At 63.9% G+C, this 19,697-nt stretch carries 21 protein-coding genes; 10 read left to right on the top strand and 11 right to left on the bottom strand.

The window, feature by feature from the left end:
- Positions 1-12: 12 nt before the first annotated feature.
- Positions 13-855: an NAD-dependent protein deacetylase gene (locus tag AC628_RS02930; RefSeq protein ID WP_283806535.1), complete on the top strand. Its 843-nt coding sequence runs from the start codon at positions 13-15 to the stop codon at positions 853-855.
- Positions 856-975: 120 nt separating this feature from the next.
- On the opposite strand, the gene AC628_RS02925 is transcribed toward AC628_RS02930, so the two are convergent.
- From AC628_RS02925 to dctA, 8 genes are all read right to left on the bottom strand, one after another.
- Entirely contained in the window at positions 976-1,272 is a 297-nt protein-coding gene (locus AC628_RS02925; RefSeq protein WP_074125256.1) for a hypothetical protein, read from the bottom strand.
- Positions 1,269-1,547, bottom strand: a complete 279-nt coding sequence (minE, locus tag AC628_RS02920; RefSeq protein WP_050419828.1) for a cell division topological specificity factor MinE — start codon at positions 1,545-1,547, stop codon at positions 1,269-1,271. The genes AC628_RS02925 and minE overlap by 4 nt, the downstream gene beginning before the upstream one ends.
- The gene (minD, locus tag AC628_RS02915) at positions 1,547-2,362 is read right to left on the bottom strand and encodes a septum site-determining protein MinD (RefSeq protein WP_050419827.1); all 816 of its coding nucleotides are present in this window, start codon (positions 2,360-2,362) and stop codon (positions 1,547-1,549) included. The genes minE and minD overlap by 1 nt, the downstream gene beginning before the upstream one ends.
- A gap of 22 nt (positions 2,363-2,384) precedes the next feature.
- On the bottom strand, positions 2,385-3,101 hold the full coding sequence (gene minC / locus AC628_RS02910) for a septum site-determining protein MinC (RefSeq protein ID WP_074125255.1): 717 nt from the start codon (positions 3,099-3,101) through the stop codon (positions 2,385-2,387).
- A 270-nt stretch (positions 3,102-3,371) separates the two neighbouring features.
- The gene (pstS, locus tag AC628_RS02905; RefSeq protein WP_074125254.1) at positions 3,372-4,382 is read right to left on the bottom strand and encodes a phosphate ABC transporter substrate-binding protein PstS; all 1,011 of its coding nucleotides are present in this window, start codon (positions 4,380-4,382) and stop codon (positions 3,372-3,374) included.
- 193 nt (positions 4,383-4,575) lie between these two features.
- Positions 4,576-5,562: a tripartite tricarboxylate transporter substrate-binding protein gene (locus AC628_RS02900; protein ID WP_083632553.1), complete on the bottom strand. Its 987-nt coding sequence runs from the start codon at positions 5,560-5,562 to the stop codon at positions 4,576-4,578.
- 35 nt (positions 5,563-5,597) lie between these two features.
- On the bottom strand, positions 5,598-6,527 hold the full coding sequence (locus tag AC628_RS02895) for a LysR substrate-binding domain-containing protein (protein WP_083632552.1): 930 nt from the start codon (positions 6,525-6,527) through the stop codon (positions 5,598-5,600).
- A gap of 24 nt (positions 6,528-6,551) precedes the next feature.
- Entirely contained in the window at positions 6,552-7,868 is a 1,317-nt protein-coding gene (dctA, locus tag AC628_RS02890) for a C4-dicarboxylate transporter DctA (RefSeq protein ID WP_083632551.1), read from the bottom strand.
- A gap of 271 nt (positions 7,869-8,139) precedes the next feature.
- Here dctA and AC628_RS02885 point away from each other — a divergent pair, with 271 nt between their 5' ends.
- The 9 genes from AC628_RS02885 to AC628_RS02845 all read left to right on the top strand — a co-directional run bounded on the left by AC628_RS02885 (position 8,140) and on the right by AC628_RS02845 (position 17,074).
- Complete coding sequence (locus tag AC628_RS02885; protein WP_074125252.1) at positions 8,140-9,282, top strand: FAD-dependent monooxygenase; 1,143 nt, start codon at positions 8,140-8,142, stop codon at positions 9,280-9,282.
- 23 nt (positions 9,283-9,305) lie between these two features.
- The gene (locus AC628_RS02880) at positions 9,306-9,704 is read left to right on the top strand and encodes a carboxymuconolactone decarboxylase family protein (protein ID WP_074125251.1); all 399 of its coding nucleotides are present in this window, start codon (positions 9,306-9,308) and stop codon (positions 9,702-9,704) included.
- The gene (locus tag AC628_RS02875) at positions 9,694-10,545 is read left to right on the top strand and encodes an alpha/beta fold hydrolase (RefSeq protein WP_168193297.1); all 852 of its coding nucleotides are present in this window, start codon (positions 9,694-9,696) and stop codon (positions 10,543-10,545) included. Before AC628_RS02880 ends, AC628_RS02875 begins: the two co-directional genes overlap by 11 nt.
- A gap of 221 nt (positions 10,546-10,766) precedes the next feature.
- Positions 10,767-10,901: a hypothetical protein gene (locus AC628_RS45760; RefSeq protein WP_283806534.1), complete on the top strand. Its 135-nt coding sequence runs from the start codon at positions 10,767-10,769 to the stop codon at positions 10,899-10,901.
- Positions 10,902-11,162: 261 nt separating this feature from the next.
- Positions 11,163-12,971, top strand: a complete 1,809-nt coding sequence (locus tag AC628_RS02865) for an adenylate/guanylate cyclase domain-containing protein (protein WP_083632549.1) — start codon at positions 11,163-11,165, stop codon at positions 12,969-12,971.
- 49 nt (positions 12,972-13,020) lie between these two features.
- Positions 13,021-13,926 carry a phosphatase PAP2 family protein gene (locus AC628_RS02860; RefSeq protein ID WP_074125247.1) on the top strand — a complete coding sequence of 302 codons (906 nt, stop codon included), beginning with the start codon at positions 13,021-13,023 and terminating at the stop codon, positions 13,924-13,926.
- Positions 13,923-14,537: a papain-like cysteine protease family protein gene (locus AC628_RS02855; RefSeq protein ID WP_168193295.1), complete on the top strand. Its 615-nt coding sequence runs from the start codon at positions 13,923-13,925 to the stop codon at positions 14,535-14,537. The genes AC628_RS02860 and AC628_RS02855 overlap by 4 nt, the downstream gene beginning before the upstream one ends.
- Positions 14,518-15,180, top strand: a complete 663-nt coding sequence (locus AC628_RS02850) for a hypothetical protein (protein WP_143201419.1) — start codon at positions 14,518-14,520, stop codon at positions 15,178-15,180. The genes AC628_RS02855 and AC628_RS02850 overlap by 20 nt, the downstream gene beginning before the upstream one ends.
- Positions 15,181-15,397: 217 nt before the next feature.
- On the top strand, positions 15,398-17,074 hold the full coding sequence (locus AC628_RS02845; RefSeq protein ID WP_074125244.1) for an alkaline phosphatase family protein: 1,677 nt from the start codon (positions 15,398-15,400) through the stop codon (positions 17,072-17,074).
- A 458-nt stretch (positions 17,075-17,532) separates the two neighbouring features.
- On the opposite strand, the gene AC628_RS02840 is transcribed toward AC628_RS02845, so the two are convergent.
- The 3 genes from AC628_RS02840 to AC628_RS02830 form a co-directional block, all read right to left on the bottom strand.
- Positions 17,533-17,913 (bottom strand): TadE/TadG family type IV pilus assembly protein, encoded by a 381-nt coding sequence (locus tag AC628_RS02840; RefSeq protein WP_245321000.1) that lies wholly within the window; start codon positions 17,911-17,913, stop codon positions 17,533-17,535.
- Positions 17,910-18,311 carry a hypothetical protein gene (locus tag AC628_RS02835; RefSeq protein WP_143201421.1) on the bottom strand — a complete coding sequence of 134 codons (402 nt, stop codon included), beginning with the start codon at positions 18,309-18,311 and terminating at the stop codon, positions 17,910-17,912. The genes AC628_RS02840 and AC628_RS02835 overlap by 4 nt, the downstream gene beginning before the upstream one ends.
- Positions 18,312-18,421: 110 nt before the next feature.
- On the bottom strand, positions 18,422-19,684 hold the full coding sequence (locus AC628_RS02830) for a TadE/TadG family type IV pilus assembly protein (protein ID WP_083632547.1): 1,263 nt from the start codon (positions 19,682-19,684) through the stop codon (positions 18,422-18,424).
- Between the last annotated feature and the right edge of the window lie 13 nt (positions 19,685-19,697).

Below are 19,697 nucleotides of genomic sequence, written 5' to 3'. Positions count from 1 at the left end.
CGGCAGCCCCACATCTGGCGCAAGCGTGCGCGCTGCACTAGATGTGCTGCCATGCAGCACCCCGCCCTCGAGGATTTCGTCGCCGGCCACCAGCGCCTGTTTGTCCTGACCGGGGCCGGCTGCAGCACCAATTCCGGCATCCCTGATTATCGCGACAGCGACGGCAACTGGAAGCGGACCCGGCCGGTCACCATCCAGGCCTTTTTGGGCGAGGCGGCGACGCGGCAGCGCTACTGGGCGCGCAGCATGGTCGGTTGGCGGCGGTTCGGCCGCGCGATGCCGAATGGTGCGCATCGCGCACTGGCGAAGCTCGAACAACAAGGGCGCTGCGAGCTGCTCTTGACCCAGAATGTCGACCGCCTGCACCAGGCCGCGGGCAGCCAGCGCGTGATCGACCTGCACGGCCGGCTCGACGTGGTGCGCTGCCTCGGCTGCGGCGCCACGATGCCGCGCGAACAGTTTCAGGGCGAGCTGGCGCGGCTGAACCCTGCCTGGCTCGCGCTCGATGCCACTGATGCGCCCGACGGCGATGCCGATCTCGAGCAGGATTTTTCGTCATTCGTCGCGCCGGCCTGCGAAGCCTGCGGCGGCGTGCTGAAACCCGATGTGGTGTTCTTCGGCGAGAACGTGCCGCGCAACACGGTTGCATCAGCGCAGGCGCATCTCGAGCAGGCCGACGCCTTGCTCGTCGTCGGCTCCTCGCTGATGGTCTATTCCGGCTTTCGCTTCGTCCGGATGGCGGAGCAGCGCGGCCTGCCGATCGCCGCCGTCAATCTGGGCCGCACCCGCGCCGACGACCTGCTCACGCTCAAGGTCGAGGACCAGTGCGAACAGGCGCTGTCGTTCTTGCTGTAGGCCGCCGACCTCTCCGCGTCATTGCGAGGAGCGAAGCGACGAAGCAATCCACCGGCCGCACATGCGGAGGAATGGATTGCTTCGCTTCGCTCGCAATGACGAACGGCTGAGATTATCAGCTCACGCCCGATGCCGCGGCGCCTTGGCCATCGGCAAATTGGCGTTCCAATGCGTCCAGCTGACGCTGGCGAGGCTGCCGAGATCGGTCGCCAGCGGGCGGCGGGTGCGGCGCTCGTACTCGGCGATGCAGCGGCCCGACTCGCCGATCTTGCGCTGCAATTCGTCGATCGTCATCTGCGTCGCGCGGCCGCAATTGGCCTTGCCGAGCTGATCGACCTCGATCTGCTTCAGCGCCGCACGCAGCTTCTTGAGCTGCGCGCGCTGCCAGGCAATGTGACTGTCGCTATCTGCCGTCATGTGGCTGCCACCATCTTTGATCGTTGCACGCCGTTCGGAACCTCGATGTCGACCTCGAGCATCGAGACGAACTTGCCGCGATCCATCCGGACCACGACCTTGTCGGGATCGACGTCGATATGCTTGGACACCACGCTGAGGATTTCCGAGCGCAGCGTCTCCAGAAGATCAGGCGCACCATTCCGGCCACGCTCATGCGAAAGCAGGATCTGCAACCGCTCCCGCGCGACGGGCGCCGATGCAGCGCGGCCGCCGAACAGCCGCATTACGTTCATCATGCCGCCCTCCGTCGCAGCAGCCGGTCCATCAGCCCCTTGCGCTCGACCGGCACGGTCATCTCGACCTGCTCCCCCATCAGGCGCCGCACCGCGTCGGTATAGGCCCGCGCCGGCGCGCTGCTTGCAGCGTTCAGCGTGACCGGGCAGCCGACATTGGAGGCGCGCAGCACGTCCTGGCTTTCCGGGACGATGCCGAGCAGCGGCGTCGCAAGGATTTCCAGGATATCGTCGATCGACAGCATCTCGCCGCGCGCGGCGCGGCCGGCGTCATAGCGGGTGACCAGAAGATGCTTCTCGACCCGCTCGCCGCGCTCGGCGCGGACCGTCTTGGAATCCAGCATGCCGATGATGCGGTCGGAGTCGCGGACCGACGACACTTCCGGATTGGTGACGATGATGGCCTCATCGGCGTAGCGCATCGCGAGCGTCGCGCCGCGTTCGATGCCGGCCGGGCTGTCGCACAGGATCCAGTCGAACTTGGTCTTGAGGTCGGCGATCACGCGCTTGACGCCCTCTTCGGTCAGCGCGTCCTTGTCGCGGGTCTGCGACGCCGGCAAGAGCCAGAGGTTTTCCAGCCGCTTGTCGCGGATCAGGGCCTGCGGCAGCTTGGCGACGCCCTGCACCACGTTGATCAGGTCGAACACGACCCGCCGTTCCGCGCCCATCACCAGGTCGAGGTTACGCAGGCCGACGTCGAAGTCGATGACGACGACGTTCTGGCCCATTTGCGCGAGCGCCGCGCCAAGCGCGGCGGTTGAGGTCGTCTTGCCGACTCCTCCCTTCCCAGATGTCACGACCAAAACCTTGGCCATTTCTCTCTCTCCTTGTGGTCGATCAGTTCAACGCTGTGACGCGCAGTATTTCGCCCTCGAGCCACGCCTGGGCGGGCCGGTTGCGCAAGTTGTCAGAGATTTCTTCTGCGGTCTGATAGTAGCCGTCGATGGCGAGCAATTCGGCCTCGATCCTCTGGCAGAAGATGCGGGCCGACGAATTGCCGTTGATGCCGGCCATCGCGCGGCCGCGCAGCGTGCCGTAGACGTGGATCGAGCCGCCGGCGACGATCTCGGCGCCGGAGCCGACCGAGCCGAGCACGGTGACGTCGCCCTCGGCAAACACGATCGACTGGCCGGAACGGACCGGGCTCTCCAGCAGCAGCGACGGCAGCTTGGTCTTGTCCTTGTCTTTATTTTTTTCCGGCGCCGGCGGCGCCTTCGGCTCGACATGGGTGATCGCGCAGGCGCGGCCGCCGGTCAGAAGCGGCGGCATGTTGGCGCCGAGTTTCGATTCGTCGACGCCCTCGATGCCGAGGATCCGGATGTTGCGCTCGGCGAGGCTGCCGATCAGATGCGCGATCGCGGCCTGGCTGAGATCGACCGCCGACAGGTCGAGCACGATGGGCTTGCCGCTGAAGAACCCCGGGGACTTCCCAAGCGTCGCGTCGATCTCAGCGAGCCAGGACACGACCGGCACGACCGGCGAGAAAACGAACGCAACATAGGAACGGCCGCGCATGCGGACCTGCTGACGTGCGACCTGTTGAGTTGCGTCCATCGCCCCTGACTCGGTTGTCTTGTCGAATGGTTAACAATCGGCCCGCACGGTTAACCAAAGGTTAACAGGCGTCAGGGTTTTCACTGATTTGGGACACTGTTGCCTCGGCGCAGCCGCCCGGCCGAAAGGTCTGGAACCGCGGGCAGACGGCCGCGCTCAAAAATGGCTGAGCGAATCAGCTGACCAACCCGGCCAGGACGGCCCCCAAACAAAAGAGCCGGCGTCAATCGACGCCGGCTCTTGCAATTGCGCGTGCTTGAAAGGAGCGTCTCAGCTCTTCACGTCGGCGGCCCAGGTCTTCTCGATCTGCTTCACGACACTGTCGGGCATCGGGATGTAGTCGAGTTCCTCGGCGCTCTTGGCACCCTTGTCGAAAGCGAACTTGAAGAACTTGAGCGCTTCCTTCGAGGCCGCCTTGTCGGTCGCATCCTTGTGCAACAGGATGAACGTCGAAGCGACGATCGGCCAGGACTTGTCGCCGGGCTGGTCGGTCAGGATCAGGTAATAGCCGGGCGCGTTGGTCCAGTCGGCGTTCGAGGCGGCAGCCTGGAATGCTTCGTTGGTCGGCTGGATGGTCTTGCCGGCCTTGTTGACCAGCGCGGTGTAGGTCAGCTTGTTCTGCTTGGCATAGGCGTACTCGACATAACCGATCGAGTTCTTGGCCTGCGCGATGTTGCCCGCGACGCCTTCATTGCCCTTGGCGCCGACGCCAATCGGCCATTCGACCGCAGTGCCGGAACCGATCTTGCTCTTCCAGTCCGGGCTGACCTTGCTCAGATAGTCGGTGAAGTTGAAGGTCGTTCCCGAACCGTCGGCGCGGTGGACGACCGAGATCGCTTCAGACGGCAGCTTGGCGTTCGGGTTGAGCTTCTTGATCGCCGCATCATCCCACTTGGTGATCTTGCCGAGGAAGATGTTGGCGAGCGTCGGACCGTCGAGCACCAGATCGCCGGCCTTCACGCCATCGAGGTTCACAACTGGAACGATCGCGCCCATGATCATCGGCCACTGCGCAAGGCCATCCTTCTGCAACTGGTCGGACTTCAGCGGCGCGTCGGTCGCCCCGAAGGTCACGGTGTTGGCTTCGATCTGCTTGATGCCGGCACCCGAACCGATCGACTGGTAATTCACACCGCTGCCTGAATCCTTCTTGTAGGCGTCGGCCCACTTGGACAGCACGGGGAAGATAAAGGTCGAGCCGGCACCGGTGATGTCGGTTGCGAAGCTGGGCGTAGCCATGACCACCAGACCGGCGGCCACGATCGATTTGACGAATTTCATGCTGATCTCCGTGGAAACGCGAGAGGTCTCGCGTGCTCGATGCTCTCGTTAGCAGCGGCAACGTTTTTTCGAACGCCGGTGACGATGGGATGACAGCGGCGCCTAACCTTTGGCCTACCTCGAAAGTCCGAAAACGGCAGGCATCCTGCCATTCGCGCTGCGTTGAAGCTTGCTGGAGCGTCGCGGTTGGAACTTATTCCGCCTTGATGTTGGCCGACTTGACGATCGGCCACCATTTCTCGATCTCGGCGGCCTGATGGTCGCGCAGCGCGGCGGGGCTCTGTTTGTCGGGCGGCGGGATCTCCTGCCCGAGTTCGGCGAAGCGCTGCCGGACGGCGGGCTCGGCGAGCGCAGCCATCACCGCCTTCGACAGAACAGACACGATATCGGCAGGCGTGCCCTTCGGTGCCCAGATGCCGTGCCAATAGGCAATGTTGAGACCCGGCAATCCCGCTTCATCGACGGTCGGAATATCGGGAGCCGATGCAAGCGGCGACGGCGCCGTCACCGCGAAGGCCTTCACGGTTCCGCTCTTCACCTGCGGCAGCGAGTTGGAGGCCTGATCGAACATGATGTCGATATGCCCGGCCATCAGATCGTTCAGCGCAGGCCCGGCGCCGCGATATGGCACGAAGGAGAAGTTCGTGTCCGTCAGCTGCTGGAAGAACACGCCGGCGACATGCGCGCCCGAGCCCGGGCCCGCGGTGCCTGCCGTCGCCTTGTCGCCATTGGTCTTGAGCCAGGCGATCAGCTCCTTCAGATTCTTCGCCGGCAGATCGGGCTGGCCGATGATAAGCTGCGGCCCGCTCGCGATCAGCGCGATCGGCGCGAACTCGCGCACGTCATATTGCAGCTGATAGATCGCGCCGTTGAGGCAATGCGTGCCCCAATGCCCGATCGTGATCGTGGTGCCGTCAGGCGCCGCGCGCGAGGCGCGCAGCCCCGCAACGGTGCCGGAAGCGCCGGTGACATTCTCGATGATGACGGGATGGCCGACCGCGTTGCGCATGTATTCGGCGAGGATCCGCGCCAGCACATCGGTCGGCCCGCCGGCGGCGAACGGCACGATCATGGTGATCGGGCGAGCCATGGTTTCGGCGCGCGCACCTAATGATGCAAGCGGCAGCGTCGCAGCACCAAGCGCGAATTGCAGGAAAGGCCGGCGAGACACGTTGGGCATGCGCGTTCCCCCTCCTGCTTCATAGAGCCGCTGGCCTAGAAGCTCCAGCCCTTCGACGTGCCCCAATCCATCATGAACTGCTCGGTCTCGCGCCCGGCATCAGCGAGCCAGGCGGTGAAGTCGGCGATGGCGCCGGCGCTTTCATTGTCGGCCAGATAGAACGAGCGGTATTCGCGCTTGCGCAGGCCGAGATCGCCGAACGGCAGGCAGAGCTGGCCGGCCATCAGCTCGTCGGTCACGAGGAACAGCGGAAACAGCCCGATGCCGATGCGTTCGATCGTCGCCTGCAGGGCGAAGAACATCTGCTCGAACCGCAGCGTCTCCTGATCCGCGCTCATCTCGCCGCCGGCCTGCGCCAGCCAGCGCGGCCAGTCATAGGGCTCGGTCAGATAGGTGATCAGGGTGTGATGCCGCAAATCATCGGGGGTGGCGAGCCGCCCGCGTGTCAACAGATCGACATGGCAGACCGGCGCGATCAGCTCGGTCATGAAGTGCTGCGACATCCAGCCCACGGGCTCACCGACATTGCCGCGGATCGCAACGTCAAACGAACGGTCGTTGACATTGAGCGGTCCGATCGAGGTGAGCAGTCGTAGCTCGACGTCGGCGCGCATGCGCTGGAACGAAGCGATGCGGCGGATCAGCCAGCGCATCGCAAACGTCGGCGGCGCGCTGACGCGCAGCACCGACGGCGAGCCATACTGTTTCATGTCCATCGAGGCCAGCGCAAGACGATCGAGGATCGCCGTGACCTCGCGATAGTAGATCTGCCCGGCTGCGGTCAGCGTCAATTGCGAGGGGGCGCGGCGAAACAACTTGACGCCGAACCAGTCCTCGAGAAGCGCGACCTGGCGGCTGACGGCGCCGTGGGTCACCAGCAGCTCTTCAGCGGCCTTGGTGAAGCTCACATGCCGCGCGGCCGCTTCGAATGTTCGCACCGCGTTGAGCGGTGGCAACTTTCTCATGATCCTGTCGCGTCTCCGGAAGGCTCAGGAGGATAGCGTGGCGGCGTCCGGATTGTCGAGGGCGCGGACGAATTGGGCGCGGTCGAGGTCGCCTTCCCAGCGCGCCACCACCACGGTGGCGACCGCGGTGCCGATGAAGTTGGTCAGCGCACGCGCTTCCGACATGAAGCGGTCGATGCCGAGCAGCAGCGCGATGCTCGCCACGGGCACATGGCCGATCGAGCCCAGCGTCGCGGCGAGCACGATGAAGCCGCTGCCCGGCACGGCGGCCGCGCCCTTCGACGTCAGCAGACAGACCACGACGAGACCGATCTGCCGGACCAACGACATCGGCGTGTCGGTGGCCTGGGCGAGGAACACGCTGGCCATGGTCAGATAAATGCAGGTGCCGTCGAGATTGAAGGTGTAGCCGGTCGGGATCACGAGGCCGACGGTGGATTCCGCGCAGCCGGCGGCCTTCATCTTGTCGATGAAGCGCGGCATCACCGATTCCGAGCCTGATAGCCCGAGCACGAGCAGCAGCTCTTCGCGGAGATAGCGGATCAGTTTGAAGATGCTGAAGCCCGCCAGGCGCGACACGATGCCGAGCCCGACGATCACGAACAGCAGGCAGGTGAGATAGAACACCAGCATGAAGTGCGACAATGCGACGATCGAGCCGACGCCGTATTTGCCGATGGTGAAGGCCATTGCGCCGAACGCACCGATCGGCGCGATCCGCATGATCATGCCGATCAGGATGAAGAGGATCTTCGACAGCTTCTCGATCGCCACCAGCACCGGCTTGCCGTTCTCGCCATAGCGTTGCAGGGCGATGCCGAACAGCACGGCGAAGAACAGCACCTGCAGCGTATCGCCACTGGTGAACGCGCCGCCCACGGTCGACGGGATCACGTTCATCAGGAAGCCGACGACGGACTGGTCGTGCGACTGGGTCACGTAGGACGCCACGAGGCGGGAATCCAGCGAAGCCGCCGAGACGTGCATGCCAACGCCGGGACGTGCCAGGTTGATGACGAACAGGCCGATGATCAGCGCCGCGGTCGTTGCGACCTCGAAATAGATCAGGGTTTTCACGCCGATCCGTCCGGCCTTGCGCATGTCGCCGAGGCTCGCGATGCCATGCACCACGGTGAGGAAGACGATCGGCGCGATCGCCATCTTGATCATTTTGATCAGGGCGTCGCCGAGCGGCTTCAGCGCCGCGCCGATATCCGGCCAGAGGTAGCCGACCAGGACGCCCAGCGCGATGCCGATCAGCACCTGGACATAGAGACGCGCATGCCAGGGCGCCGCGACAGCGTCGAGACGGGCGGCGCCGTCAGTGGTGATCGTGGACATGGGCGTCGATCCTCGGGAGTATTATGTTGGCTGCGCAGGAGGCACGGTCGGTCGACGCACCCGCTGCAGCAGCGGCGGGACGTTGGCGGGCGATTGCGCGAAGCGCAAACGAGTTAAGCTCAGGCAGCGTGACCTCAGCTCACAGGCCGGCGACAGGCGCGTGAGCCCACCTCATGCTCCGTCAGCATTACTCGTTTGCGGGAGCCGCCAGCCTTGACCGACAAAGGCAGGGAAGCCGGTCGTCAACCGGCGCGAGCTGCGAGGAACGACAATGAGCAGACTTTCAGTGGCGGTGATCGGCGCCGGGATGGGCGGACTGGCCTCCGCCGCGGCGCTGAGCCGCGCAGGCATCGACGTGACGGTGTACGAACAGGCCCAGCGCTTCACCCGGCTCGGCGCCGGCATCCAGATCGGCTGCAACGCCATGAAGGTGATGCGGGCGTGGGACCTCGAGCCGGTGCTGCGCCGCGAGGCGTTCTATCCGCGGTCCTGGAACAACAAGGAATACGACACCGGCGAGGTGCGGTTCGACATGGTGTTCGGCCCGTCCGCCGAACAGCGCTATGGCGCGCCCTATCTGCTCGGGCATCGCGGCGATTTGCATGCGGCGCTCGCCAGTGCGGTGCCTGATAACCTCATTCGTCTCGATCACAGGCTGACGGCAATCGAGCAGCGCGCCGACCGCGCGGTGACGTTGACCTTCGCCAACGGCCACAGAACGACGGTCGACGCCGTGGTCGCCGCCGACGGCGTCCATTCCTTCGTCAAGGAGCGGCTGTTCGGCCGCGACGAGCCGAATTTCACGGGCCGCATCGCCTACCGCACGGTGTTTCCGGCAGCGCTGCTCAACGGCTATCCGATCGACGACTGCACCAAATGGTGGGGGCCGGATCGCCACATCGTCATCTATTACGTCAAGCCCGATCGCAGCGAGGTCTACTTCGTCACCAGCCAGCCGGAGCCCGGCTTCACCGTGGAATCCTGGTCGGCGACCGGCGACGTCAACGAACTGCGCAAGGCGTTCGAAGGCTTCCATCCGCAGGTCCGCAAAGTGCTGGAGGCCTGCCCGTCGGTGCACAAATGGGCGCTGGTCGATCGCGATCCGCTGCCGCGCTGGAGCGAGGGCAACATCACGCTGCTCGGCGACGCCTGCCATCCGATGACGCCCTATATGGCGCAGGGCGCGGCAATGGCGATCGAGGACGCGGCGGTGCTGTCGCGCTGCCTTGCGGGCGTCGAACGCGACGGCGTCGCGGAGGCCTTCCGCCGCTTCGAGGCGACCCGCAAGCCGAGAACCTCGCGCGTGCAGGCGAGCTCGCGCACCAACACCTGGCTCAAGAACCCGACCGATCCGGACTGGGTCTACGGCTACGACGCCTGGACCACGCCGCTCGCCGAGCCCGCACTGGCCTGACCACAATTCAACCGGAGACGACAATGACCGACGCCAATTCCCGCGGCGAGAAGTTCGAGCGCGGCCTGCAGACCCGCCGCACCGTGCTCGGCGACGCCTATGTCGAGCGATCGCTGAAGGCGGCCGACGACTTCAACTGGCCGATCCAGAAGCTCGCCACCGAATATTGCTGGGACGAGATCTGGAATCGCCCCGACCTCGACAAGCGCAGCCGCAGCCTGCTCAACCTCGGCATGATCGCGGCGCTCAACCGCCCGCACGAGCTCAAGGTGCATATCCGCGGCGCGCTCAACAACGGGCTGAGCAAGGCCGAGCTGCGCGAGGTGTTCCTGCAGATCGCGGTCTATTGCGGGATGCCCGCCGGCCTCGACAGCTTCCGTATCGCCAAGGACGTGTTCGCGGAGATGGGCCTTGTCGACTGAGGTGGCCCCAATCGTAATCGCCGCATGGCAGGGCTTTGTCCGGCACGATGTGCAGGGGCCGGACGGACGGCTCAGCGTCCGTGTCGGCGGAGCGGAGCACGGCGCGCCGGTGCTGCTCTGCCATTCGATCCTGACCAGCAGCGCCATCTGGCACCGCCAGGCAGCCGCGCTTGCCGCCCGCGGCCATCGCGTGCTCGCACTCGACAGCCGGGGTCACGGACAATCCGAGGCGCCGCACGGCCCCTATGCCATGGACGATCTGGTGGCGGATGCGATCGCCGCGCTCGATCATTTCAGCATCGCGCGGGCGCATGTGATCGGCGTCTCGCAGGGTGGCATGACGGCGTTCGGCCTCGGCGTGCGCCATCCGGACCGTCTTCTCAGCCTCTGCGTGATCGCAGCACGGGCCGATGCGCCGCCACCATTCGCCGCCGCTTGGGACGATCGCATCGCACTGGTGCGTGAGCGGGGTATCGCGCCGCTGGCGGCGCCGACTGCGGAGCGCTGGTTCGGACGCACCTTTCTCGATGCACATCCGGCGATCGCGACTGCACTGCTCGCCTGCATCAACGAGACCGATCCGGAGGGCTTCATCGGCTGCGCCCGCGCGATCCAGTCGCTCGCCTATCTCGACGGCGTGACGACGCTGCAGGTGCCGCTGACGATGATCGTGGGCGCAAACGACCAACTGCTGGTGCAGCCGATGACGGAGCTCGCGGCGCTGCTCGATTGCCGGCTCGCGATCATTCCCGACGCCGGCCACCTGCCCCAGGTGGATCATCCGAACGAGGTCGACGCCACGATCGAGCGGCATTTGCAGGAAGCCGCTCGATCCGGGTGACCTCGCCCACCGGCCCTCAGCAAAAATATCGAAAACAACCCCATGCAAAGGAGCGGGCAGCCGCCGCAATCAAGAGCTTTGGCCCTATCGGTTGACACGTCGGGCAAATCAGCTGCAGAATTTTACCGTAGCAGAATACGCTCGACGCCCTCCGGCAAGCGACGGATGCTGTCCGGTGTCACCGTCGGGCGCATCCTCCCACCTGTGAGCTGGTGCAGCCGATGACGGCGCTCGCAGCGCTGCTCGCTGGCCGGCTCGCGATCTCTGCCGATGCCGTGCACCTGCCCCAGGTGGATCACCCCGACGTCGGCACCGCGATCGAACGGCATTTGCGGGAGCTGGCCCAATCTGCATAGCGCCGACCAGCAATTCTCACCCCCGTACCATCCTGGCACTGAGCGCTTTGGCCATCTGCGGAGGAAGTGGATGGCCAAGGCTGGGATATGGGCGTGGGCTGATACCCATCATCCGTAGCGAATTCCCGGATAAACAGCCTTTCGCCTGCCCGTTTTTGTGGCGGTCGGCGGCGCTCACCGACCAGTCCCGCCCCGGTGGCGACAGGGTCATTTCCGCATGCTAACGTACATGGAAGGTTATAGCGCGACGGTATAACGGGCATGGCAGTGCAGACTGACCCTGTGTTGTCCCCTCAACTGATGCCTCCCTTTGAGCGGGCTTGTCGCGCGGTCCTTGCGGCTGACGTGGTTGGCTACACCCGACTGATGGAAGCGGCCGAGCTCGAAACCCATCAACGCTATCGCACTCTCCGGGTCGAAGTCACCGATCCGACCATCGTCTCCCATCGCGGTGAAATCGTGAAGAACACCGGCGACGGGTTTCTCGCGGTATTCGAGAGCCCGCTGGATGCGGTCGAATGCGCGACCGAGTTGCAGCAGGAAATCCTCTCCCGGGAGAGCCAGCACTCTCCCGAGCGTCGCATCGCATTTCGAATTGGCATCCATTGGGAGCCCGTCATCTTCGATCTCGACGACGTCTACGGAAGTGCGGTCAATATCGCCGCGCGTCTTCAGACGACGGCGCCGGCAGACGGGATCGTGGTGTCATCGGCCGTGCTCGACAATCTTGATGGCGCCGGAGACCTGAAATTCGACAGTCTTGGCGACCTCCGGCTGAAGAACCTGACCCGAGCTGTCCCCGCGTTCTCGCTGCGATTGCCGGGGGTGGACCGCAGCGCGGCCGTCGGGTTCGCGCGCTCGCCTTCCGGGCGGGCAAAATTGCCCTCGATCGCCGTCCTGCCGCTGGTCAGTCTTTCAGACGACCCCGGCGACAACTATTTCGCCGAGGGATTCGTCGACGACATCATCGCGACGCTCAGCAATATCAAACATCTTTTGGTCGTTGCCCGCGGGTCGACCATGATGATCGATCGCCGCGCCGTCGACTACGGAACGGTGGCCGGCGAACGACTTGGCGTGCGGTATCTGCTCAGTGGCAGCATTCGTCGCGCCGGCGATCGAATCCGGCTCTCTGTCGAGCTCGGTGACTTGTCGACGGCGTCGGTCATATGGGCGGAGAAATACGAAACCGATATCGAGCATATCTTCGGCGTGCAGGACGAAATCGCCCTCATGATCGTGGGGCGCATCTCGACGCATGTGCGCCAGGCCGAGGTGAAGCGCGCGCTGCGGAAGCGCCCGCACAATCTGAACTCGTACGATTATTTTCTGCGCGCGCTTGATCTGCTCTACAAGCTGGACTTCGCCAGCTTTTCGATGGCGCGGACGCTGCTGGAGCGGGCACGCGAAGAGGACGACGGCTATGCGGCGCCATATGCGTTTTCAGCGCGTTGGCACATGCTGAACATCGCTGAGGGCCGGTCGACCGATCCCAACGCCGAGATCGCCGAGATCATCCGGCTCTCGAATTGCGCCATCGAACGAGATCCATCCGACGCGCTTGCCCTTTCACTGCAGGGGCACGCGCGGAGCGCGTTCCATTTTGACTTTGACACGGCCCTCGACTGCTTTGACCGTGCGCTTGCCGCCTCGCCAAACAATCCCTGGGCCTGGATGTTCAGCAGCGCAACATACGGCTTCATCGGCCAGCCAGTGTCGGGAATCGAACGAGCCGAACGAGCCATTCGGCTGTCCCCGCTGGACCAACAGGCCTTCACCAGTTTTTCGCGGCTCGGCCAAAATCATTATTTGAACGGCACCTATGAGGAGGCCATTCGCTGGTCGCGAAAGGCACTCAGCCTCAATCCCCGATACGGAAACGCGATCCGGATCGCAGCGGCAAGCCTCGTGGCCGTCGGCCGGCATGAGGACGCCGCGCTGTTGGCAACGCATCATCGGTCGGTTCTGCCGCAATTCACTGTGTCTCATTACGCGCCGCGTTGCCCTTTCAAGGCGGAGCAAGCTTCACTTTACGTGCAACGGTTGGAAGCCGCTGGACTTCCTGTCTGAATTTGGAGTGCCTGATTGACAAATTGATTATTGGAGCTGGGAGGTTGCAATGCAGTTTCACGTATTTGATGGCGGCGGGGACGGTGGCGGCGACGGCGGCGGGGATGGCGGGGGAGGCGGCGGTCAAAGCTATGGCGCGGGCGGAGCCTATATGGGTTCGCCACCGGCACAGGGCGCACCTTTCCTGATCTTCGATCCGCTGGGCGGTGAAATCTGCGAGAAAGACCTCGATTTCAAGGTGGTTTTCCCCTGGTCGGGATGGGAGCCCGACCTTTTTGGCGTGATCGCGCTGGCTGAGTTCGGCCAAACGGATTGGCGCCGCTCCATTCGAGCTCCGGATCCGCCACATCGTCATGCCGATATCTTTGCCGAGATCGATCAGTTGGCCGCAATGGCGCGCGATGAGCGCCCTCGCCTGATCGGTGAAATTCTCGATCAAAATACGCGACTGCGCGGCTATTTTGCCGAAGTCTTGATGATGTCGCCGTGGTCGCATCCGAGCTCGCTCAAGATCATCGAGATGGCGATCCGGGTTGCCCAAATGGTGGCAATCGACTTCAAGCTCCGGTTCAATCGGGCTCGGCCGCAACAGATCTGTCCTGCGCTCGTTCCCCTGATCAATTCGCCGGGGCACGCCTCGTTTCCGAGCGCGCATTCGCTCGAAAGTCACCTGATCGCTCTGGCGCTCGCGGATTTGCATCCTCGACACACCAAGCGGATGCTCGTCGCGTTGGCCGATCGCATTGGGCGCAATCGCGAGGTGGCAGGCGTCCATTACCCGAGCGATACCCACGCGGGAAAGGTGATTGCCGGCCAGGCGTTCGAGATCCTTAAGGAATGCCCGACGTTCAAGGCGGTGTTGGCTGAGGCCAAACGTGAGCCCGGCAAGGCCGGGACACTCGTCCTGCCGTCCGCACGTTCGACCTCCAAGAAGAAGCGGGGGAAACGATCGTGACCCCGGCAGCAGACGAAATCGCTTCTCTCGTGGGCGCGACATGCGTCCCGATCAATCTGCCCCCGTTCAGGCGATCGAGATGGCGGCTGCTCGACTTCAAGAACGAGCATCAGGAAAAAACAAACTGGTGCTGGGCCGCCGTCGCGGCCAGCGTCGCCCATTTCTATCGTCCCTCCAGCAGGGTGACCCAATGCGACATCGCGAACGGACAGCTGGGCCGAACTGATTGCTGCGTGGCCGACAAGGATACCTGCAATGTCTACGGCTACTTGATGTCGTCGCTGTTCCGCGTTGGCCATTTCAGGAAATGGACCGCGCGCCGTTCCGCGTCGTTGCGAGAGACCCAGGAAGAGATCGGAGGCAGACGCCCGCTTTGCGTGCGCATCGTCTGGAATGGCGGCGGGGCCCACCTTGTCACGATCAAGGGTTACGCGGATGAACCAGCGGTCGGTGTGCCCGTGCAAGACGACTACGGCCTGGCGATTGCGGACCCTTGGTGGGGCCTCTCGGATATCAACGCCGCGCAATTTCCGCGCGGCTATATCAACTGCGGCACCTGGACGGACACGTACTACACCAAGAGGGCAACGCATGGCGATTCCAGCAGCTGACTTTTCCGACGATGCCCGCGACGCCGTACTTGCCGGCATGGCCAATCGAGCGCGCATGCGGGGCTTTGCGACGCCAAAGCTCAGCTTCGCGCATCGCAATCATCGCGGCGACCTCGAGCTTTGCGTCCCGCATCGCATGGCGTTGCTGCCGTTGAGCACCTTGCGCCGCCTGGCCAGGCCTGACCGGTGCACGGCCAAGCCTTCAGCGAAGATTGAGCTGCCTGCGCTCAGTTCCGTAGCGACCATCCTCGGCTGGCGGTTTCTCATCTTTGACAAGACTGTCCTTGAGACGATCGCTGCGGCTCATGCCGTCTTCACCGACGAGAGCGGCTATCGGTTGGCCGAACTGAACGAGGGACCATACGTAACCGGCTTTCTCAAGGCGCTTCAGGCGCCCGCCGTACGCCGCGCGATCTCAGCCGACAGGGACGATGACAAACCTGGTGAGCCGATGTTGCTGCTCGCTCCGGCGATCTGCTTTGCCGGATTGTGGATCCGGCATCAGGACAGCGATAAGGACTTCATCCTGCCGATGGATCCCAACCTCTTGCCGGCCTTCCACAATGTGACGCCCACAGAGGTTCTCACTGCCTTGGTTCGAGCGTCGATCGCAGTTCCAACCGACAGCGCTTCGGCAGGGTGACACGCGCAGCCAAACGCAATTTGGCGAGTGAACGGCAAAAGCCAATCATTGCGCGGCGTCGCCCGGCCAGCGCGTAGCCCACCCTTGGATGCCGGTCATCTCGGCCACGGTCATCGAACTCGCACGAAAGCGTCATCCCTCCGTCAACTGGCCGCGACAAGTTGTCGCGGCCAGTGCTGGCCATTCCAATCCTGTCGGAAATAGAGAGGGGCGACTCATGAGAAGTTTTCGTGACTATGTCTTGTCGACTGCCGCGATCGCGGCGGCCATGCTTGCCTGCGGCGTCGCAGTCGCGCAAGCGGATGATGACAACGGGCATTCGCAGCGACATGGCTACAAGCACGTCTTGCTGATCAGCGTCGACGGCATGCACGCCGTCGATTTGAAGCGTTGGGTCGAAAGCCGTCCCGGCGGCAACTTCGCCCAGCTCACCGGCAAGGGCGTCGTCTATCCGAACGCCTACACCACCGCTCCGTCCGACAGCTATCCCGGCATGCTCGCGCAGGTCACCGGCGCGACGCCAAAGGGCGGCGGCCTGTTCTATGACGACAGCTATGATCGCACCGAGTATCCGGCCAAGGCCTTCTATACCAGCCAGAATCTTCCGGACCCGGGTTGCGTGAGCCCGGCAGGCACCGAACTCACCAACTTCGAAGCGCTCGACAAGACCTTCGATTACTCCAGCGGACTGGTCGCCGATTACACTGCCGGCGGCACGCTCGGCCAGGTCTACACGCAGCTCGATCCGGACCACATGCAGCGCAAGCTGGTGAACGGCCAGTGCGTTCCGGTCTATCCGCACGACTACGTGCGCACCAACACGATCTTCGAAGTCATCAAGCAGGCCGGAATGCGCACGGCCTGGTCCGACAAGCATCCGGCCTATGAGGACCTGGCGGGCCCGTCGGGCAAGGGCCTCGACGAGCTCTTCACGCCGGAGATCAACGCGCAGGACACGATCGACGCCGGCGCCAAGCCCGGCGACGACTACACCAAGAGCTTTGTCGGTGTCCGTTCATACGACTCGCTGAAAGTGCAGGCGGTGTTGAACTGGATCGACGGCTACAACGGCACGCGAACCCAGCATCAAGGCGTCCCCGCGATCTTCGGCATGAACTTCCAGGCGGTCAGCGTTGGCCAGAAGCTCGCCAAGGCCGGCCACGCCGACACCGACAAGTCGCTGGTCGGCGGCTATGCCGACGCCAACGCGACGCCCGGCAATGCGCTCACGCAGCAACTCCAGTTCGTGGACGATGCGCTCGGCAAGTTCGTCAACGAGCTCAAGGCACAGAACCTCTACGATTCGACGCTCATCATCATCAGCGCCAAGCATGGCCAGTCACCGATCAACCTCGCGGATCGCGTGGCGATCTCGGATGCGCTGTACAGCAACACGCCCGGTTTCGGCGCCAACGGCTTCGAGATCTGCGATGACGCGGCGCTGGTCTGGCTGTCGCCGGAACTGCAGCAGGCGACCAATCCGGCGACCGGCAATCCCTATTATGCCGACGCCAAGGCCTACATTCTGGCCCACGCCGCCGATCTGCATATCCAGAAGCTGCTCGACCGCGACGAGCTCACCAAGCTCTACGAAGATCCGTTCCACAACAGCCGGGTGCCGGACTTCATCGCCATCACCGATCATGGCGTGATCTGCACCGGCGGCAGCAAGCTCGCCGAGCATGGCGGCTTCTCCAAGGACGATCGCAATGTCCTGCTGCTGCTCTCCTCGCCTCGCATCAAGCATGCGCGGACGATCGAGGAGACCGCCTTCACCACCCAGATCGCGCCGACGATCCTCCGCGCGCTCGACCTCGATCCGCGCAGCCTCCAGGCCGTTCGCGAAGAGGGCGTCGAGGCCCTGAAGTTGAATGAAGGCGCGGAGCGGTTCTGACCGCCGCGGCGCAACGCACCGAAGGCCTGCACCGGCACATCGTGACCGGGCAGGCCGGAGAGCCGGGCCTTCATCGGCGTCCCACGGGGCGCCGGTGAGGAGCCAAGACTGCATCCACAGCAGCTACGGCCGTTCGCGCATCAAGCGCGACCTCTCAGGCGCGATGAGATTGCGTCGAATCGTCGACGCGCTTTCGCTCGCCGTTTGAGCATCATCTGATCGGAAAACCGCTTCGCGCTATTCTCTAGAGCATAATGAGTTTGGATCGAATCGCTTTGGCTGCGTGCTCACTTTACCTCTCCCCATTTGGGGAGAGGTCGATTTGCGAAGCAAATCGGGTGAGGGGACGCAGCTCTAACGAGGGACCATAACCCCTCACCCGGCGCTACGCGCCGACCTCTCCCAAGGGAGAGGTGAACCTCCGCTGCCGATCCGGTTCAACCTCATCTCATCATGCTCTAGGCAGGAAAGCAGGCTGCCGCCGTCAGCGTGAACGGAGCCAGATTGAGGATCTGGGGGAACTGGAATTGATAATTTGCACTCACCTGGCTGCCGCACGCCGCGGCGCTGTAGCTGAACGTCGAGGACGGCAAGCTCAGTCCAAACGCCTGCTGGGTAGCGTAAGCGGCGATTGCGCTCGGGTTGCCGGTAGGACAAAGCGCGGGGTTGACGCTCGCGCATCGCGCCGTGACCGCCACCGCGTGCTGCATTCCCACCTGCGTCCACATCAGCAGCCCGAACTCGATCACGCCGAACACAAACGCGAAGAACAGCGGCGCGGTCAGGCCGAATTCGAGTGCCGACGCCCCGCTCCGGTCGGGCCAGAACGCGCGTATCACTGCAGCCTCGCCGTGGACTGCGTGCTGATGACATAGCTGTTCGGAACGATCTGATAGTTGATGATCGTCGAGTAGCTGCCTTGCGCGGAGACGATGGTGTATGTACCCGCCATTCGCCCTCCGGGACACGTTCCGCCGCAGGTCATGCTGGTGACGCCCGAACTGGTCGCGCAGCCGCAGAACTTGACCGGAGCAGGCGAGGCGCTGATCGCACTGGCGTTCGTCGCAGCTGCCACGGCAGTCGAGATCGCATTGGCGTCGAACCCATGCGCGATGGCATATTCGACGCCCGCCTGCGACGAGCCCTCCACCTGCATCTTGCGGTAGATCGCAAGGCCGATATCGGTCACGGAAACCACCATCAGCGAAAGCAGCGGGACCAGGACGCCGAATTCGATCGCCGCGACACCGCGTACGTCATCTCCGAACCTGCGATGGAGAAATAAGCCACGCCGTTGAGAACGGCGCTCACTATCTATTGTGCCCGTTTTCATCTCGTCACTCCGGCTTACTCGACAAGCTGCGCTGTCGCCGTACCGATGGCATTGCCGCCCATGGCAGCGCAATTGACCTGAACATTGGAATTTCCGACGATCGAGATCGTATCTGCAATGATTTGCGTACATGTCGTGCTGGTGCCGTTGCCGCCACTGAAGCTCAGCGCCGCCTTCGGCAGGTAGACCGCCCCCTGCAGATTTTGCGTGCCGCCGCCCGTCAGGTTGAAGCTGCTGCCGACCGGCATCCTGCGGTCGCCGTAGATCGCGATTCCCGCGGTCGTTCCGCTGGTCGGCGCGGTGAGGCTGACATTGGCGTTGCTGCCGATCGTCGCCGTGCCCCAGTTGCCGCTCGACCCGGTAAACACCAGGGTGACGCCCGTTCCCGTGATCGTGGCGTTGCCGGCCACCGACAGGTTCGCGCCGTTGAAATAGTAAATCCCGGGATTGAACGTCAGCGTCGCACCGGCGGCGACCGAGATGTCGCCGCAATAGCTGCCCGGACTGAGGGTCGTCGTCCCCTTCACGTTGAACTTGTTCGAGTAGTCGCACCATGTCGGCATCGTGGGCGTGACGTTGGCATAGGGATCGCCGATCGCCCTGATGCCGGTCCGAATGCCATTGGTCGCCGTGATGCTGCTGGTGCCGGAAACCCCACCCACCACGCCAACCATGGCCGCAGATATCGTCGCCGTTCCGCTGACATTGAGCGCCGAGCTGCCGTTGGAGTCGTCATAGAGATTGCAATTGATCAGGTTGAGCTGGGTGTTGCCTTTCACGGTCACGGCGGGATTGGCGGTCGGGTCGAGCGCCAGCACGCAGCCCGTTCCGACATTGCCGAGTGCGACGGCGCGGGCCGTGACCGGCACCGCCCCGGAGCCGAACAACGCTGACAACAGCCGCGCTTGCGGCTGGCTGATGATGACTTCGACCGCCTGCGGGCTGGAGGCGAAGCTTCCCGTGGACGGAGGCTGGTTCACCGTGACGGTGACGTTGCCGATCCCGTTGGCATAGCCGTAGAACGTCGTGACGGCGTTGGCCTCGGTCACGAGATTGGTGCCGGCGGTGGCTGCACTGACAGCGGCCGAGTCGGCCGCACTCATCATGTTCTTGTGCTTGTAGAACCACCACGCGACCTCGGTACCGAGTCCCGCGGTCCCGACCAGGACTGGCATCAGCAAGGCGATGATGATCGCGTAGCTGCCGGACCGGTCGCGCGCAAAGCGCTTCAGGAGACCGTCCTGGCGAACCCGGCACTCATCCGGTGCCGACCTCATTTGCGAGGATATT

It is taken from the genome of Bradyrhizobium sp. NAS96.2, from assembly GCF_001908235.1.
Taxonomy (GTDB): Bacteria; Pseudomonadota; Alphaproteobacteria; order Rhizobiales; family Xanthobacteraceae; genus Bradyrhizobium.
This window is presented reverse-complemented; position numbering and strand designations above follow the sequence as displayed.